We start from the raw sequence: 14,557 nt of genomic DNA, 5'->3' as shown, positions 1-14,557 counted from the left end.
AAACCCCTTCCACTCGTTTGATATCAAGTAAAGCTGTCTCTAGTATAACTGATGTTTGAATTGCACGCGCACTTGGCACCTGGGCGGAGAGGGGCGCCAGCGGCAAACACTGGCACATCTTTGGCAGCCCTTACTTAGCTGATGTTCGCTAATGTTTGTTTTGTTAACAATTGAATGGCAGCTTTCCTCTTCTTTAACTCATGAATGGAGTGTTGAATATCCTCAACCTTTTGTTCGAGCAGCTGTTCAGCTTCTGTCTTTGATTGTTTTTCAAATAGCGATTTGATAATTTCGCGAATTTCTTTGAGTGAGAAATCTAGCTTTCTAGCTTCTGTGATAAAGGATAGCATGAGTACATATTTTTTATCATATAAACGATAGCCATTGTGTGCTCTCTTTGGTTCGGGGAGCACACCCTCATTTTCATAAAAACGAATGGTTTCAATATGTACACCAGACATTTTTGACAATTTACCTCTAGTAAAAGTAATCATTCCCTGCACCTCCTTTCTTTGCTATCCATCATACAATTAGATTTGCTAGTTTCAAAATATTCAGTGGTGAACATTTGTCTTCATTTTCACGTTGGAAAAAGGCAGAAACTCTATTTAAAGCAGGATGAATAGAATACGATATAATAGAGAAGGCTTATGACAATTTTGTTACAGGTGAGAACAAGTAGACAGCGTGATGAAAAAACGATAGGCTAAAATAGGTAAATAGTAATGATATAACCTGTCATCATATAGATGATGGCTCAAAATAGTGCAGCACGTTTTTGCTGAGAAAAGGGGACCAGTGAATGTATAAATTAGTTGCAATTGATATGGATGGTACGTTATTAAATGATCAACATATGGTGCCGGATGAGGTGTTTGAAGCCATTCAACAGGCGAAAGCAGAGGGCGTTAAAATTGTATTATGTACAGGACGGCCTATTGGCGGAGTGAATCGCTATCTAGATGATCTTCAGCTCAATCAAGAGGGAGATTATGTGATTGCCTACAATGGGGCGCTTGTTCAAAACAGTCACACAAATGAAGTAGTGTCAGAACTGACGTTATCCTATGAGGATTTAACTTCTTTATATAAGCTGAGCCGTGAGCTTGATACACCGATGCATTATTTCGATTCCGCTCATTTGTACACACCGAATCGTGATATTAGTGAGTACACAGTACTTGAATCTTATTTAACAAAGCTGCCGCTTAAATATTTACCTGTTGAAGAGGCAGATCCATCAATGAGACTTCCGAAGATGATGTATATTGATCAGCCAGAACGGTTGGAAAAGACGATACAAGCCATTCCATCTGAAGTAAAAGACAAGTACATGATGGTGAAAAGCACAGATTTCTTCCTTGAAATCCTGCATCCTGAAGTTAGTAAAGGGAATGCCGTGAAGCTTCTAGCGAAAGAGCTGGGGATTGCTCGTGAAGAGGTCATGGCCATTGGTGACAATGGGAACGACGTATCGATGCTGGAATTTGCGGGCTGCGGCGTTGCCATGGGAAATGCCATTGATGATGTCAAATCAGTAGCGGATGTTGTGACAAAATCCAATAATGAAGCCGGCGTTGCACATATCCTGCATGAGTTAGTTCTAGGAAAATAAACAAAAAAGCGGTCTACCAGTGAGGTAGCCGCTTTTTTTATATGTGAGAGAAAAAGTAAACAAGCATCCGTCTGTTGCTCAAATTTGTCTTTTGCAGCATCGCCTTCACATGGTCATGGACGGTATGGGTTGAAATAAATAAAGTACTGGCAATTTCCTTTGTAGACTGTCCCTTTAATAAGCAGTCTAGGACGTTCATCTCTCTTTCTGTCAGCTTGTACGTTTTTGCCGCATAAGGAAGAATATCATTGGTTTGGGCTCTCTTGATGTGAATCATGACAGCTTCTTCCTGCCCTGCTGCCTGAGTTAATCGAAATGCTTGAAGAGAGAGGAACAGCCCCGTAGGCAATCGTGTCATACTTGCCGCTGTTTGCTCAATACCGCCGTATAAAAGTTTAGCCCCTAATGCTCTAAACGGGCGCGGCATAATCGCCTTGTCATGGATTTGTTCAAAGGCTTGAAACGTCTGAAGCCAATGAAGACCCGTTTCATTTCCATAAAGAAGGTTGTAATCGTGCGAGAGAATGAGGAAGCCTTGCTGCTCCGCCGCCGCGTCCTCTTCCGTATCTCTTTTCTTGAAAAGTTCATCTCTCAGCTTGGCTGCGAGTCTAGGCGTTTGTTCGATGACCATTCGGATATCTTTTTCTTGAAAAGGTTCCTTGTCCTTTAGACGATAGAGGCTGGCAATGCCCCAGCATTCTCCTTGAATTACAAGAGCTGCCCGCAATTCATCAGACCATCCTTTAGGTAACAAAATGTCTTGGTAGCGCTCACTGTCGAGATATTCCCCGCTTTGGACTAGGCTAGCAGCATGAACAGGGCCTTTGGCTAGAGTCTCATGCTGATGCACGTCCTTTTTTAAGAACTCATTTTGAAACAGCTGGTCATGAATTTCTTCAATCGGTTCATCTGTGAAGGAACCTGTCGAGAGGAGAGTGGCTGGATCAATGGTCGTGATACAAGCGGCATCAAAATCAAGGACGGCAGCAAGTTCGTCCCGAATGTGTTGTCTCAGCTGCTGAAAATGAGTGGCTGGATTGGTCACATGATCTCCTCCTCAAAAATCCCCACTTTTAGGGATCGTGTTTTCTGTTGTCTCTTTTTACAATAAAGATGTCATACCGTTAGTGTACAGGAAACGATGTAAAGCGGAAAGGAACTGAGGAGAAGGATATGAAAGGAAATCAGCATTGGCACGATCCCGTTGCTGAGTCATATGCAGCGACGATTGCCCATAAAGTACCCGGCTATCAGCTATTGCATGAGATGACAATAGACGTATTAGAAACTGAATTAAAGGGGGAGGCTTCCTGCATCCTGACTGTTGGAGCGGGCGGGGGCGAAGAGATCATCAACATGCTTCAAAGAAAGGAAGACTGGCTCATCACAGGGGTCGATCCGTCACCTTCTATGCTGGACATGGCGAAACAGCGAGTTGCACAGCTTCAGTTGGAGGCGTGTGTCACATGGCATGAGGCCTCATTAGATAAAGTTTCAGCTGAAACTGTTTACGATGCAGCGGTGAGCTTGCTTGTCATTCATTTTATAGAAAAGCGCCAGCCCTTTTTAGAGGAGGTTGCCCGCAGGCTTCAACCAGGTGCGCCGTTTGTCTTGGCATTTATACAGGGAGAGTTGAAGTCCCAAGTATTTCAACAGGAGCTTCACATGCTTTCTCTTTTCATGCAGCGACAAGGCCTAGAAAAAGAAGTGTTTACGTCCTTTAAAAACAGGCTGGGACACACGACACACCCTGTTCCCGATGAAGAAATAAAAGAGCATTTAATCAAAGCAGGATTTGAAGACATCAGACCTTATTTTCAGGCAGGAATGATTAAGGGGCTTGTTTGTAAGCGAGGTCGTAGAGAGGCGGATGAGAAATGAGATCACAGGTGATGGTAATAGGCGGCTATGGACATGTTGGACAGCAAATATGTCTTCAGCTAAGCGAAGTGTATCCCGGGCAAATTGTAGCGGCAGGCAGAAGCTATGAGAAGGCAGAGAAATTTTCACGCCAGACAAAAGGGAAAGTTCTTCCCTATCAACTAGATGTCAGTGAGCCGTTATTTTCGGACTGGGTGGATCAAACAAAACTGGTGATCATGTGCCTTGATCAAGAAGATCCGTCATTTGCCGAAACAGTTCTGCGGTCAGGTATTGATTATATAGATATCTCTGCGAAAGGGTCGTACATGGAACAGGTGGCAAAGCTGGATCAGCAGCACACCCGTGCAACGGCTTTACTCAGTGTCGGGCTTGCGCCTGGTCTTACGAACTTATTGGCAGCAAAAGCATCATCTATGCTCTCATCAGTGAATCAAATAGATATAGGGATTATGCTTGGATTGGGTGATCAGCATGGAAAAGCCGCCATTGAATGGACGCTTGACAATGTCCATACTGACTATGTGATTACTAAGCATCATCAGCATAAAAGAGTCAAAAGCTTTACCGGAGGCAAGCGTATAGATTTTGGTGTGAAACTTGGAAAGCGGCAAGCCTATCAGTTCCCTTTCTCTGATCAGCAAACATTGCCTTTGACGCTCAGCGTGCCTTCTGTGACAACAAGGCTTTGTTTTGATTCTCGCGCGGCGACGCGGGCATTTGCCTTCACAAGGAGCCTTGGAATGACGTCCCTCCTCAATGTGCCGAAAATCAAGGAACGTGCTATTTCCATGATTCAATCTGCTCAAATGGGAACAGATCAATATGCAGTGAAAGTGGAGGCGACAGGAATGGAGGGGAACAAGATTCATCAAGCAGCGCTTGGAATAAAAGGGCATGATGAGTCTCAAGCAACAGCTCAAGTCGCCTCTGCTGCGGCACTGCATTTATTGAGCAGGCAGTTTCAGACAGGTGTGTTTCATATCGAACAATTATTTTCATTAGTGTATGAGAATGGTGATTTTGCGTTGGTGGATCAAAAAACGAAGGGAAAGCGTGTGTTAGCGCTGAAAGCCAGCCTTTTAACGGCATAAAAGAAGACTAGCAGGATGCTAGTCTGGGTAACGAGATGAAGACATCTTCACTCTAAGGTATGTGTCAGTTCAAAAGAATAGATCAGTCATGTGGCAGCTTTATTCATGATCTGATTGAAAAACAAGTTGTCCTCAATGTAAATGGCCGAGATTGAAAAAGATTCGAATCGAGGATTGTAGGCTGAACTGATATAATGGTTACATTTTGCAAATAAATCTCAAGTGGGTGTTTACAATTGCTAGATACAGAACAAGATGTAGTGAAGAATTATATAGATTCACCCCAAAAATTGAAAAAATTATTTAAACGAGTATTGTTCGTTGTCAGTCTATCGCAAATATTTGGAGGGGCTGGTATAGCCGCAGGAATTACGGTAGGTGCACTTTTAGCTCAACAAATGCTTGGAACTGAAGCCTATGCAGGAGTCCCAATCGCTTTATTTACTTTGGGGTCAGCTGGGTCAGCTTTCATTGTAGGAAAGCTTTCGCAACGTTATGGACGGCGCATCGGTTTATCGACAGGTTTTGTTGCTGGAGGGCTAGGAGCAATTGGTGTTGTGATTGCAGCTATGATGAATAGTGTCATTATATTATTTGCATCGCTCTTCATTTACGGCGCAGGAACAGCCACAAATTTACAAGCTCGTTATGCTGGGACTGACTTAGCGAATTCTAAACAACGTGCAACTGCAATTAGTATGACAATGGTCATGACAACATTTGGAGCAGTAGCAGGTCCCAATTTAGTTGAAATGATGGGTGAATTTGCAGTATCAATTGGTGTTCCAGCACTTGCGGGTCCCTTTATTTTATCAGCAGCAGCATTTATTGTAGCAGGTCTTGTCCTTTTTATCCTGCTGCGTCCTGATCCGTTAGTCATTGCCCAAAAAATAGCAGCTTACAAAGCAGAGCATGGGCATGGAAATAAACGAGATTCTGCTGATCAAAAAATAGATAGAAAAGGGCTTACAGTAGGTGCCACGGTTATGATTTTAACTCAAATCGTCATGGTTGCACTCATGACCATGACACCGGTGCATATGCAGCATCATGGTCATGGGTTAGCCGAAGTGGGCATTGTGATTGGTTTTCATATAGGTGCGATGTATCTTCCTTCACCTCTCACGGGTGTACTTGTAGATAAACTAGGACGAACAGCTATGAGCATAGCGTCGGGCATCACATTGTTACTTGCTGGTTTATTCGCAGCATTCGCACCAAGTGATTCAATGATTCTATTAATCATTGCTCTGTCTTTACTTGGATTGGGATGGAACTTTGGTTTAATTAGTGGTACTGCTCAAATAGTTGATTCTACAGAACCATCAACCCGGGCAAAAACCCAAGGAACACTCGATGTTTTTGTGGCGTTAGCAGGTGCTTCTGGCGGTGCTCTTTCAGGAATGATCGTTGCGAATACGAGTTATGCTGCATTATCTTTAAGCGGAGGAATTTTATCGTTAATTCTCATACCTGTCATAGTTTGGTCTTTTAAAAGTAAAACATAATGCAGCTCCGAGTGCAGATGCTCCTGCCATCCATCACAAAAAAGACATGCCTCCAATCATGGGAAAGCATGTCTTTTTTTCATCTTCTATTATTAGTAGAGCAATTGCACAAATTTCTTCACAGGATGCTAGTCTTCTTATGATGACGATGACACATCTCCTTTTTTCTTGATGCTCGCTGTAATGAGCTGGGTCAATGTATCAGAGCCTTTTGTTGAAAGGTGAACACCATCAGGCTGAAAATAAGATGGCTGTCCGGTAGCGGCTGAATGCCAATCGACCAGGGTCACATTGGAATGTTGATCGGCTACTCGCTGAATGACGGCATTCACATCATTTTCCCAAGACCTCGGGACTCTCGTGTTCACAAGGAAAATGTGCGCCTTTGAAAATTGCTGAATAAATGTGGTCAATGTGCCCTCAGTAAAATAGCCATTCGTGCCAAGCTCAATAATAACAGCGGCATTAGAATGATTAAATGAAGCATACTGAGGAGCGATGCTGACGGCTTCGTTCATTTGTCTGCCAACCTTTGCATCGATGGTGATTTGTGCATATGCTTTTTCAAGATTCGGCGCTATGTCTAGCATGACGGAATCACCAATAGCAAGGATTTGGTGAAACTGCTTCTGATCTGCTTTCTTCTCGTGTGTTTCTTTCTTTTTCTTCGTTTTTGATTCAGCAGAGTCTCCTGCCTTTTTCGGTGCCGTCTTAATTTGTGTCACTTCCTTGGCATGTGGAGATGTATGGGACGAGCTGGACATGCCAATGGTAAATAAGATTAAAAGAGCTGCAGTGATTCCAAGGAACACTTTATGAGACGTAGACCATTGTTTGAACCCCTTTTTCCAAATAGACCAAGAGGCAAAATATTGTCTGAAGCCAAGCCGGCGAATCGGCTGCTCGATGAAGCGGTAAGAAGCCTCTGCAATGAGTAAAATGGCAATGATCTGCAATGCGACACGCCCTATAGAAGGCTGTCCAATTTCAATGACAGGGGTGGTCAGCACGATGATGGGATAATGCCACAGGTAAATACCATAAGAACGCTTTCCAAGCCAGACGAGTGGCTGATAGGAGAGCCATTTTCCTAGTAGGCTTGCAGGGTGACAGATACACGCAATTAAAATCGCCGCATTCAGACAGAATAAAAGCATGCCGCCTTGATAGAGGAAACCGTCAAATTCGTCCACTGCATAAACACATAGAAGAAAAATCGCAAACGAACCAAAACCAGCGATATGTAAAATACGTTTGCCAACAGGAAGTAGCTTTTTGCTGGACAGTCTTTGCATGGGCCATACAAATGCCAGGCTGCACCCAATCAGAAGTGCAAATGCACGAGTATCTGTTCCATAATAAACCCTGCTTGGGTCCGTATCTGGTGAATAAAGAATCGCCATCCATAAGGCGGAGACAAGTGCAAGGCCAAAGGTGATCATTGGCAGATGGGATCTATTTTTCACCCATTTTAGACCTGCAATCAGTAGTACCGGCCAAATGATATAAAATTGCTCTTCTATCGCCAAAGACCACAAATTTTTCAGTGGAGATACAGCATTGAAGCTATCAAAATAAGACAGCTGATGGAAGATGTACCACCAGTTACTGACATAAAAAAAGGACGATAAGGCATCGCCACGAATGGACAATAGTGCATTCGAGCCCGCAATCGCACACCAGCTGACGGTTAAGAAAATCATCACATATGCAGCAGGAAGAAGCCTTCTGATCCGGCCCATCCAAAATGGCAAAAGCTCTTGATAGCTTAGATCCTGTTTATGTAACAAGATCGTCGTGATCAAGTAACCAGAGATTACAAAAAACAAATCAACGCCAAGAAACCCGCCGCTCGCAGGTCCAATATGTAAGTGATAAGCAATGACCGCCAATACAGCAACGGCTCTTAGCCCATCCAATCCTAATATATAACGTAAACGATTCTCCTTGCTGTTCATGAAAATGAATCCCCCATCAATTGTAAAGAAACCTGTATTTAATAATGGTTACTCATATATTGTATATATAATAGACGTCAACGCATAATATTTAGTTTGAATTTATTCAATAAATTTTTATTGTAAACCAAAATATTAATATATAACATATCTGGTTTTATATTGACTAAAAACCATAATATAGAATAATATATGAAAAAAGGAGTGGTGATGAATCAATAGTTTGATAAAGAGATTTTTGATAATATTAATAGTTCTTTTAATTTATTTTAAGTGCTTTGAATTGCACTCAAAAAATTTAAACTACACTAGTAATATTCATCAACAGATTCCATGGAGCATAAAGTTAACAAAAAAATATGTGGAAAATAATAGGGAAGGAGAAAGTGTACGAATAGCAATAATTGATAGTGGGATAGATGGGACACACCCTGATTTGGTAGGTAAAGTTAAAAAAGGACTTAACACAATTGGTACAGGAGGAGAACAAGAGGACAGTTTAGGGCACGGAACTGCTGTAGCTGGAATAATCACAGCTAATGATAATGAAATTGGACTTGTGGGAATAACACAGAATGTAGAGTTATATCCTGTTAAAATTCTAGATTCAAAAGGCAAGGGTTCAATAAAAAATTTTGTCAAAGCTGTTCAATGGTGTATTGATAATAAAATTGATGTTATCAATGCTAGTTTTGGATTAATGAAAGATGATCCATCTGTTAAGAAGATTATAGACAAAGCAATACAAAGAAACATAATTATAGTAGCTGCTGTTGGTAATAAGTATGGAAGGAAAATGGATTACCCAGCTGCTTATGAGAATGTTTTTTCTGTAACCGCTGTGGATAAGCATAAGAAGGTAGCTGAATTTTCATCTAAAGGAAATTACAATTTTGCTGCTCCTGGTGTAGATATACCAGTTCTAAGACCTCATAACAACTATGCGATTGAAAGTGGCACCTCTTTAGCGAGTGCTCATATTACAGGTGTAGTAAGCTTAATATTACAGTACCGGGAACGTTTTAATATTAATTCTGAAGAAAGTTTAAACCAACAAATATATAAAATCTTAAAAAAATGGTATTGATAAACAGGAAACTCGGAGGTTTAGTTTAGGATGAATAAAATAAGTAAGTTATTCTCAATTGTTATATGTCTATCGCTGGTTATAACTTTGTTTTTCCAATTTCCGAATAAAACAGAGGCTGTTACCACAAAAGATTTTCATGTTTTAGAAGATAGTAATGAAAAATATATAATTTCACAGGAGCAAGACGGAGTAACTGGTATTCTAACTCTAAATAAAGAAACAACAGAAATCAGTTATAAAACTGAAGAAATTAGTAGTGAAGGTGAAAAGGTTTCAAAGGATTATGAAGTTGACTTGCAGACACTTATAAATGATAATTTAGATGTTACGTTTAAAGATACAAAAGATGATAAGAAATATGAAGTGAACTCTGAAGATATTCAAGCATCTTTTGCATTTGTTATTCCTATTGGTATTGCTATTGGTGCAGTTCTATTAGAACATTTATTAGCTTTGGGACTTGCAGTAACAGTAGTAGGTGTTACCTATATTGCTTATTCTGAATTTATAAAAAGGAAAGACAATAAACATAATCACTTTATTGCTTATCGAGACAAAAATAAACCTCATTTGTTTATTGGAAAAGGGATAAGTCGAGCAAACGCTGTAAAAAGATTAGCTCAGAAAAAAGATACATGGTCTACTTCCAAAAGCAATGCACAATCTATTGCTAAAGCAGCCAGTCCGATTGGAAAAGTAATAGGTGCGGAAATTGACAAAAAAGGCAAAAATAAACACTATCACTATCATCCAGTTTATAAATTAAAAGGTAAATATGAAAGAACTGGAGCACATGCTTTTTTTGGCGCTCCTAGATAAGAAATCCAGATAGAGGAGGTTTTCGATGATTGTTCTTAATCGTCAACCAAGAAACAAGGAATACAATGCGCTCATCGATTTATGTTGTGAAGTATGTGATGAATTCCAATTAGTTTTTAGAAAAGATTTAGCTGATTTTGATGATTATCGTGAAATTCTAAATAAACTTTCACCATCTCTTAAAGAAATGAAGGAAGAGTCTGAGTGGGCTACCACGATTCTAGGAGATGGTCAAACAGCTTATGTTTATTATTATTATGCCAATGAACACACAAAAAATTTGTTAAAAGAACTTTCGAACTCTCTATACGGGTGGGTTCACCCTAATTTACTGGAGGATTTATCATTCTTCAAAAATGGAAAAGAGTGGATGGTTTCAAGCTCACATGAAGAGGAGAGCTATATTTTTCCTGAAAACGAAGAAGAAATTGAGAGTTTAAAACAAATCAAAGGTCTTAAATGGACTATACAAGAAGATGATGAATAAGTTATTTTAAAGGCTTTTCCCTAGAAGGGAGAAGTCTTTTTTATTATAAATAACTCTTTTATACTCAAAACCAAAATCCCTGTCATAATAAAAGAAGATGGAAAGGGGATGTGTGAAATGAGAAGACTTGAAAATAATCAATTATTGATTCAAATCAATGAGAGAGGTGCCGAGGTCAGAGAGGTGCTTCACAAGGAAAGTGGACGTCAATATATGTGGTCTGGCGATCCTGCTTACTGGGGCAGGGTGTCGCCTGTCTTATTCCCGATTGTTGGACGATTAAAGAATGACCAATATAAGATAGGTGATCAAACCTATGAGCTCACGCAGCATGGATTCTTGCGTGATGTTGATTTTGATTTACATGAAGAAACGAAACATACAGTGACCTTTCAATATGAATCAAAAGGCCGTCACATCGAGCAGTATCCTTATGAATTTACCGCCCGTATTCGGTACGAGCTATCAGAAAATGGTCTGACGATTTCCTGGGAAATTGATTATGCCGGGGATGACACGATGTATTTCTCCATCGGAGGCCACCCTGCATTCCAAGTCCCGCTTGCTGAAGGAGAGCGCACAGCAGATTACTCTCTGACATTGACGCCTTCTACTGAGCATCTTCCTGTCCAATATGAACTGAAAAATTCACTTGTCAGGGAGAAAGAAAAAAGCATTCAGCTTCAACCAATTCAGCTTCGACCAGAACTTTTTCAGCATGATGCGATGATCTTTAGTCATATCAATCGAGTGTCATTGACGTCTCAGGCAGGTCACGGGCTTGAGGTTGATCTCACTGGTTTTCCGTTCGTTGGTATTTGGTCACCTTATCATCAAGAAAATGGCACAATGGCTCCTTTTGTTTGTATTGAGCCTTGGTACGGTATTGCCGATGTTGAAGGGACGAACGGGCAGTACAAGGAAAAGTTCGGTATTCAAACTTTAGAGAAGAATGAGACCTTCCAAGCCGCCTATACGATTTTCTTTAAATGAACATTTGTGCATGATAGTTTGAACAATTTGTTATGATAGAAGAAAAAAGGAGGCGTACGAATGGATCGGGAGAAACAACAACTGAGTATTGAAGCGGCAAGGCTATATTATTTATCAGATTACAGCCAGCAGGAAATTGCCAAACAGCTCGACCTGTCGAGACCAACTGTATCTCGGCTGCTTCAATATGCAAAGGAGAAGGGGTACGTCCAGATAACGGTAATGGACCCGTTTGAAGACTTGAATGAGCTGTCTTCATTGCTTAAGGAAAAATATGACCTGCTCGAAGCTCATGTGGTATTTTCGCCCAAAGATGATTATCCAACGATCACCGAATACTTGAGCCAATTTGGTGCCGAGTACTTGCAAAACACAGTAAAAGACGGTGATATCGTTGGGGTGAGCTGGGGAACTACCATGTATCAAATTGCCCAAAAGATGCAACCTAAACAGGTCAAAGGTGTAGAAGTTGTCCAGCTGAAGGGTGGGATTAGCCACTCCCATGTGAATACATATTCTGCGGAAACCATCCAGCTGTTTGCCGAGGCCTTTCAAACAGCACCCCGCTATTTGCCGCTTCCTGTTGTATTTGACAGTGCTGCCGTCAAAGAGATGGTTGAACAGGACAGACATATTCAGCGCATCATTGAAATGGGCAAACAGGCGAATATTGCTGTGTTCACTGTTGGAACGGTAAGAGACGAGGCCCTTTTGTTTAGACTTGGTTACTTCCGTGAAGAAGAAAAAGCACTGCTCAAAGCAACCAGCGTTGGCGACATCTGTTCGCGCTTTTATGATCAAGAAGGACGCATTTGCAGCGAAGCGATTAACAACCGTACGATTGGCGTGGAGCTTGATGATTTAAGGGCAAAAGAACGTTCTATTCTTGTTGCTGGTGGACATCGCAAGGTTGCTTCTATCCACGGGGCACTAAGAGGAAAATATGCGAACGTATTGATTATTGATCAGCATACAGCAAAGGCTCTTTTAAATGTCACAAAATAGATGAACAAAATTTCATAACTATGTTTACAATTGTTCATCGGTCATATATGATGAAAGTATCATAAATAAAAGGAAGTGTAAGCATGACGATAGCAAAGCTCATTGATCATACAGCACTAAAACCAGATACATCGAAAGCTGCAATCATGCAGTTACTTGAAGAAGCAAAGACTCATCAGTTCGCATCTGTTTGTGTGAATCCAACATGGGTGTCTCTTGCGGCGAAAGAACTAGCAGGAACAGGCGTTGATGTTTGTACAGTCATCGGTTTCCCACTAGGTGCAAACACAACAGCAGTGAAAGCATTTGAAACAAAGGATGCCATTGAGAACGGTGCAACCGAAGTGGACATGGTCATCAATATCGCGGCATTGAAAGACGGCGAATATGATGCAGTTGAGCAAGATATTCGTGCAGTTGTAGACGCTGCAAAAGGGAAAGCACTTGTGAAAGTCATTATTGAAGCGTGTTTACTCACAGATGAAGAGAAAGTCAAAGCTTGTGAGCTTTCAGTGAAAGCTGGCGCTGATTTTGTGAAAACATCGACTGGATTTAGTACAGGTGGTGCAACTGCTGAGGATATCGCATTAATGCGTAAAACAGTAGGACCTGACATAGGTGTGAAAGCATCAGGCGGCGTGAGAACAAAAGAAGATGTTGATGCAATGCTAGCTGCAGGCGCTACCCGAATTGGTGCGAGTGCAGGTGTTTCTATTATCAAAGGGGATCAATCAGCTCCTTCGAAAGACTATTAATTCATACGATCCTATGGTAGGATAACATTCGTGACTCATAAATAATGAAAAAGTCATATGCGGGAGGATCTCACTTCTGGGGATTTCTTCCGCGCTTTGTTTACGAAATAGGGTTTGTTCCATACAAGCGCATTAATGTAAACGAATTCATTCGAGGAGGAAAAACATGAAATACGTGATTGGTATCATCGGTTTGCTGGTGATTCTCGCCATTGCATGGCTTGCTAGTAACGGCAAAAAACGAGTAAAATTCCGTCCAGTAATTGTCATGATTGTACTGCAATTTATTTTAGGTTATATTCTGCTCAATACAGGTGTTGGGAACTTCCTAGTCGGGGGCTTTGCAAAAGGATTCCAAATGCTTTTAGGCTATGCCGGTGAAGGAATCAACTTCGTATTTGGCGGATTAATGAATGATAAGGCATCAACTTTCTTCATTAACGTCTTACTGCCGATCGTCTTTATTTCAGCATTGATCGGTATTTTGCAGCATTGGCGTATCCTTCCGCTTATCGTACGCGGAATCGGTTATTTGCTCAGCAAAGTAAACGGTATGGGGAAACTAGAATCTTACAACGCAGTAGCGTCTGCAATTTTAGGCCAATCAGAAGTCTTTATTTCCATTAAGAAGCAGCTTGGATTATTACCTCAGCAGCGTCTTTATACATTATGTGCATCCGCAATGTCGACCGTATCGATGTCTATTGTCGGTGCGTACATGCAAATGATTAAACCAGAGTACGTGGTCACAGCACTTGTGCTGAACCTATTTGGTGGATTTATTATTGCGTCTATTATCAATCCATATGAAGTAGCTAAGGACGAAGACATGCTCGAAGTCGTTGAAGAAGAAAAGCAATCCTTCTTTGAAATGCTTGGTGAATATATTATGGATGGTTTCAAAGTAGCGATTGTTGTTGCTGCGATGTTGATTGGATTCGTTGCATTAATTGCCATGATTAATGGAATCTTTACAGCTGTTATCGGTGTTTCTTTCCAAGATGTACTTGGTTATGTATTTGCCCCATTTGCTTTTATTGTTGGTGTACCTTGGAGCGAAGCAGTACAAGCAGGAAGCATTATGGCAACGAAAATGGTTTCCAACGAATTTGTGGCAATGCAAATCCTGTCCGGTGATGCTTTCCATTTCACTGCTCGTACAGAAGCGATCATTTCTGTATTCCTTGTATCATTTGCGAACTTCTCTTCTATCGGTATCATTGCTGGAGCAGTCAAAGGCTTAAACGAAAAGCAAGGAAACGTGGTTGCACGCTTTGGATTAAAGCTTCTATTTGGTGCAACACTTGTCAGCTTCTTAACAGCAGGTGTTGTCGGTTTGATTTACTAATTTA

At 41.1% G+C, this 14,557-nt stretch carries 14 protein-coding genes; 11 read left to right on the top strand and 3 right to left on the bottom strand.

Annotation, left to right across the window (positions count from 1 at the left end; all coding sequences use genetic code 11):
- Positions 1–134: 134 nt before the first annotated feature.
- A complete protein-coding gene (locus tag MHI16_RS18275) occupies positions 135–494 on the bottom strand; it encodes a MerR family transcriptional regulator (protein ID WP_012011790.1) in 360 nt (119 codons plus the stop codon).
- Positions 495–802: 308 nt separating this feature from the next.
- On the opposite strand from MHI16_RS18275, the gene yidA reads away from it, so the two are divergent.
- Positions 803–1,615, top strand: a complete 813-nt coding sequence (gene yidA / locus MHI16_RS18270; RefSeq protein WP_058013292.1) for a sugar-phosphatase — start codon at positions 803–805, stop codon at positions 1,613–1,615.
- A gap of 37 nt (positions 1,616–1,652) precedes the next feature.
- Here yidA and MHI16_RS18265 read toward each other — a convergent pair whose 3' ends face one another.
- Complete coding sequence (locus MHI16_RS18265; RefSeq protein ID WP_058013293.1) at positions 1,653–2,660, bottom strand: helix-turn-helix transcriptional regulator; 1,008 nt, start codon at positions 2,658–2,660, stop codon at positions 1,653–1,655.
- A gap of 128 nt (positions 2,661–2,788) precedes the next feature.
- On the opposite strand from MHI16_RS18265, the gene MHI16_RS18260 reads away from it, so the two are divergent.
- From MHI16_RS18260 to MHI16_RS18250, 3 genes are all read left to right on the top strand, one after another.
- Positions 2,789–3,496, top strand: coding sequence for a class I SAM-dependent methyltransferase (locus tag MHI16_RS18260; RefSeq protein WP_058013294.1), 708 nt, complete (start codon positions 2,789–2,791; stop codon positions 3,494–3,496).
- Entirely contained in the window at positions 3,493–4,590 is a 1,098-nt protein-coding gene (locus MHI16_RS18255; RefSeq protein WP_058013295.1) for a saccharopine dehydrogenase NADP-binding domain-containing protein, read from the top strand. Before MHI16_RS18260 ends, MHI16_RS18255 begins: the two co-directional genes overlap by 4 nt.
- 236 nt (positions 4,591–4,826) lie before the next feature.
- Positions 4,827–6,098, top strand: a complete 1,272-nt coding sequence (locus tag MHI16_RS18250) for an MFS transporter (protein ID WP_058013296.1) — start codon at positions 4,827–4,829, stop codon at positions 6,096–6,098.
- Between the two features lie 137 nt (positions 6,099–6,235).
- Here the strand turns inward: MHI16_RS18250 and MHI16_RS18245 are convergent, their stop codons facing one another.
- Complete coding sequence (locus MHI16_RS18245; protein WP_058013297.1) at positions 6,236–8,056, bottom strand: acyltransferase family protein; 1,821 nt, start codon at positions 8,054–8,056, stop codon at positions 6,236–6,238.
- A 283-nt stretch (positions 8,057–8,339) separates the two neighbouring features.
- On the opposite strand from MHI16_RS18245, the gene MHI16_RS18240 reads away from it, so the two are divergent.
- The 7 genes from MHI16_RS18240 to MHI16_RS18210 all read left to right on the top strand — a co-directional run bounded on the left by MHI16_RS18240 (position 8,340) and on the right by MHI16_RS18210 (position 14,553).
- Positions 8,340–9,143 carry a S8 family peptidase gene (locus MHI16_RS18240; RefSeq protein ID WP_161808665.1) on the top strand — a complete coding sequence of 268 codons (804 nt, stop codon included), beginning with the start codon at positions 8,340–8,342 and terminating at the stop codon, positions 9,141–9,143.
- A 30-nt stretch (positions 9,144–9,173) separates the two neighbouring features.
- Complete coding sequence (locus MHI16_RS18235) at positions 9,174–9,965, top strand: SAR2788 family putative toxin (RefSeq protein WP_058013299.1); 792 nt, start codon at positions 9,174–9,176, stop codon at positions 9,963–9,965.
- A 25-nt stretch (positions 9,966–9,990) separates the two neighbouring features.
- On the top strand, positions 9,991–10,452 hold the full coding sequence (locus MHI16_RS18230) for a hypothetical protein (protein WP_058013300.1): 462 nt from the start codon (positions 9,991–9,993) through the stop codon (positions 10,450–10,452).
- A 117-nt stretch (positions 10,453–10,569) separates the two neighbouring features.
- A complete protein-coding gene (locus tag MHI16_RS18225) occupies positions 10,570–11,445 on the top strand; it encodes an aldose 1-epimerase family protein (protein ID WP_058013301.1) in 876 nt (291 codons plus the stop codon).
- 60 nt (positions 11,446–11,505) lie between these two features.
- Positions 11,506–12,450: a sugar-binding transcriptional regulator gene (locus tag MHI16_RS18220; RefSeq protein WP_058013302.1), complete on the top strand. Its 945-nt coding sequence runs from the start codon at positions 11,506–11,508 to the stop codon at positions 12,448–12,450.
- An 83-nt stretch (positions 12,451–12,533) separates the two neighbouring features.
- Complete coding sequence (gene deoC / locus MHI16_RS18215) at positions 12,534–13,205, top strand: deoxyribose-phosphate aldolase (RefSeq protein WP_058013303.1); 672 nt, start codon at positions 12,534–12,536, stop codon at positions 13,203–13,205.
- Between the two features lie 166 nt (positions 13,206–13,371).
- Positions 13,372–14,553 carry a NupC/NupG family nucleoside CNT transporter gene (locus tag MHI16_RS18210; protein ID WP_058013304.1) on the top strand — a complete coding sequence of 394 codons (1,182 nt, stop codon included), beginning with the start codon at positions 13,372–13,374 and terminating at the stop codon, positions 14,551–14,553.
- Positions 14,554–14,557 lie beyond the last annotated feature (4 nt).

This window comes from Bacillus sp. FSL K6-0923 (genome assembly GCF_038630825.1).
Lineage (GTDB): Bacteria > Bacillota > Bacilli > Bacillales > Bacillaceae > Bacillus > Bacillus pumilus.
Note: the sequence above shows the minus strand (reverse complement) of the source record. Positions and strands in the feature narration are given on the sequence as shown.

Coding starts and splice junctions, on each gene's coding strand:
- MHI16_RS18275 (WP_012011790.1), bottom strand. CDS start 494: ATGATTACTTTTACTAGAGGTAAATTGTCAAAAATGTCTGGTGTACAT.
- yidA (WP_058013292.1), top strand. CDS start 803: ATGTATAAATTAGTTGCAATTGATATGGATGGTACGTTATTAAATGAT.
- MHI16_RS18260 (WP_058013294.1), top strand. CDS start 2,789: ATGAAAGGAAATCAGCATTGGCACGATCCCGTTGCTGAGTCATATGCA.
- MHI16_RS18255 (WP_058013295.1), top strand. CDS start 3,493: ATGAGATCACAGGTGATGGTAATAGGCGGCTATGGACATGTTGGACAG.
- MHI16_RS18245 (WP_058013297.1), bottom strand. CDS start 8,056: ATGAACAGCAAGGAGAATCGTTTACGTTATATATTAGGATTGGATGGG.
- MHI16_RS18235 (WP_058013299.1), top strand. CDS start 9,174: ATGAATAAAATAAGTAAGTTATTCTCAATTGTTATATGTCTATCGCTG.
- MHI16_RS18230 (WP_058013300.1), top strand. CDS start 9,991: ATGATTGTTCTTAATCGTCAACCAAGAAACAAGGAATACAATGCGCTC.
- MHI16_RS18225 (WP_058013301.1), top strand. CDS start 10,570: ATGAGAAGACTTGAAAATAATCAATTATTGATTCAAATCAATGAGAGA.
- MHI16_RS18220 (WP_058013302.1), top strand. CDS start 11,506: ATGGATCGGGAGAAACAACAACTGAGTATTGAAGCGGCAAGGCTATAT.
- deoC (WP_058013303.1), top strand. CDS start 12,534: ATGACGATAGCAAAGCTCATTGATCATACAGCACTAAAACCAGATACA.
- MHI16_RS18210 (WP_058013304.1), top strand. CDS start 13,372: ATGAAATACGTGATTGGTATCATCGGTTTGCTGGTGATTCTCGCCATT.